This is a genomic window from Stenotrophomonas pictorum JCM 9942 (assembly GCF_001310775.1).
GTDB classification, from domain to species: Bacteria; Pseudomonadota; Gammaproteobacteria; order Xanthomonadales; family Xanthomonadaceae; genus Stenotrophomonas; species Stenotrophomonas pictorum.
Window position 1 is genome coordinate 1 of the sequence record NZ_BAZI01000377.1, and the last position, 2536, is coordinate 2536.

Sequence of the window (2536 nt, forward strand, 5' to 3'; positions counted from 1 at the left end):
GCACGCACCGCGTCCGGCCACTGGTGGGCGGTATCGGCCTGGTGCAGCCGCGGCGCATCGGCCGACACCCCGTGCTCGGCTTCATGCGCCCAGGTCACCGCATACGGGGTATGGATGCCCCAGCCGCCCAGACCGAGCACCGGTTCGATATCCGAGCGCAGCGAGTTGCCGATCATCACGAAGCGCTCGGCCGGCAGGTTGAACTCGGCCAGCACCCGCGCATAGGTGGCGGGGTCCTTCTCCGAAACAATCTCGATGCGCGGGAACAGATCCCGCAGCCCGGAGCGCTCGATCTTCTGCTCCTGGTGGAACAGATCGCCCTTGGTGATCAGCACCACCGGATAGTCGGCGGCAATGGCCGCCACCGCCTCGCGCACGCCGTCGATGACATCCACCGGATGCTGCAGGGTGCGGCGGCCGATCTCGATGATCTGGTGCAGGTGCGTGGCGGAGATCTTCTCGCCGGTCAGTTCGATGGCCGCTTCCAGCATCGACAGGGTCATACCCTTGGCGCCATAACCGAACACGGCCAGGTTGCGGCGCTCCACCTTCAACAGGTGCTGGGCGGTGCCGGCGTCGTGCAGGTCGATGTAGTGGCCAAGGATGCTCTCGAATTCCTGCTCGGCGGCGCGGTAGTAGTCTTCGCTCTTCCAGAGCGTGTCATCACCATCGAAGCCGACCAGGCCGATGGCGGAAATGTCTGCGCTGTTCATGGGCACAGGATAAACCCGGCCGCAGGCAGCTCAAAGAAAAGGGCGGCAGCGGCCGCCCTTTCCTCCCTCACCGCGGGGCGGCCTAGTTCTGCTGGGCCGCGACGTAACTGCGGTACTCGTCCGGGGTCAGCAGGCCGTCCTTGTCGCTGTCGGCCTGCTCGAACACCTGCGCCAACCCTGCATTGGCCTGCGCCTCGGTCTTGCTGATGCTGCCGTCACTGTCGGCGTCCATGCTGGCCCAAGTCTGGCCGCCATTGGCCGCCGCCGAGGCCTGGGCCGCATGCGCGGAAGCGTCCGCGGCAGCTTCCTGCGCCTGCTGTGCCTGGACCTGTGCGGCGGCAGCCTGCTCTTGGGCGGCACTTTGCGCCATCGCCGGCAGCGCCAGCGCCGAACCCACCACAGCAACCAGGGCGAACAGCGGGGTTCGATTACGAAGGGTCATCGGGTATTTCCTCGTCAGCTTGGAAAAGCGCATCAACTGCGCGGAACCAACCCTGACAAGCCTTGGCTGAACGGTCTTGTCGCTGGAAAACAGCGAAAGACATTGCCTTAACCCTTGTCGCACCAGCAGCGGCTACTGCGGCGTTAGCGCCTCGTGACAGGAAAGTAAGCGGCGCATTCAAGCGTTCCACCCATCGCGCTGATATGCGATTGGAACGGTATTTAAGCGACATCGCTGTCGTCAGAAGGCTGATGGCGCGAGATGAACCACCACCAACCCAGCCCGACGCCGATCACCGCACCGAGCACTTCCAGCAGCACCCGCAGGCCCAGTTGATCCGGATCGTGGATGCCGGCCAGCGCCAGGCGCGCGTACAGCGGCGACTCCAGCCGCACCATGCCCAGATAGAACAGGTTCCAGCTGTCCACGCCCGCGGCGAGGGCACAGGCGATCAGGCTGGCCCAGGCGATCGCGTGCCCGTGTGACAGCCCGTTGCGCCGGCAGACCTGCCACCACAGCGCGAACACGACGAAACCGATCGCCAGCGCGATCAGCGCCGCTCCAGCGAGCCCAGCAGGCCGAAATGCAGAACCAGATTCATGGGCGCGTCGACCGCTCCGGAACAGGGACACGCAGTCTACCCGCCGGCACCGGCGTCACTGCACCGGGAAATCGTAGGCGGTGTCGGGCGTGGGCTCGGGCTGGAAGGTGAAATGCCACCATTCCATCGGGTAGTTGGCAAAACCCTCGGCCTGCATCGCGGCGACCAGCAGCTGGCGGTTGGCGCGTTGCGCGGCGCTGATGTCCGGGCTGTCGGTATGCGCCTTCAGGTCGAAGTGGTCGAAGCCGGTGCCCATGTCCAGTGCAACACACGGCCCCTGGCGGCAATCGAGCAGACCTAGGTCGACCGTGGCACCGCGGCTGTGCCCGGAGTGCTCGGCGATATAGCCGTCCAGCAGCCGGGATTTGTCGATGTTCGGGTAGTAGCGGGCTTTGGCCTGCTGGTCGGCCGGATCATGCGCCCAGACCACGAAGGCCTGCACCGCGCGCACCGGCCGATAGCAGTCGTACAGACGCAAGGCATGGCCTTGCGCCTGCAAGGCGCGTTGTACCCGTGCCAGGGCCTGCGCCGGGGCGTCGAGCAGATAGCAGTGTGGCGCCTCGTAACCGGGCACCGGACGGCCGGTGAAGTTGTCGCTGCCGGCGTAGCGCATCTCCAGGTCGAACCCCGGCGCCAGCGTGGCCACATCGCGCATGGCCGGCCTGCTGCGGACCACTGGCCGGCGATACCGCCGGGGCGGCGCCGGCACTGGCCGCCATCAACAGCAGCCCCCAGCCACCGGTACGCGAAAAAAACCATGCCAGCCTCCCTCACCGTGAT

General features: G+C 66.3%; 2 protein-coding genes and 2 pseudogenes. All 4 read right to left on the reverse strand.

Features of this window, described 5'->3' with window-relative positions; genetic code table 11:
* A partial coding sequence (locus JCM9942_RS13910) for an HAD family hydrolase (protein ID WP_054660411.1) occupies nt 1-713 on the reverse strand: 713 nt, incomplete at its 3' end.
* Nucleotides 714-795: 82 nt separating this feature from the next.
* On the reverse strand, nt 796-1155 hold the full coding sequence (locus JCM9942_RS13915) for an EF-hand domain-containing protein (protein WP_054660413.1): 360 nt from the start codon (nt 1153-1155) through the stop codon (nt 796-798).
* Nucleotides 1156-1376: 221 nt separating this feature from the next.
* Nucleotides 1377-1756, reverse strand: a pseudogene (locus JCM9942_RS13920) (hypothetical protein).
* 55 nt (nt 1757-1811) lie between these two features.
* A pseudogene (locus JCM9942_RS13925) lies at nt 1812-2405 on the reverse strand (M15 family metallopeptidase); the annotation flags it as partial.
* Nucleotides 2406-2536: the final 131 nt, after the last annotated feature.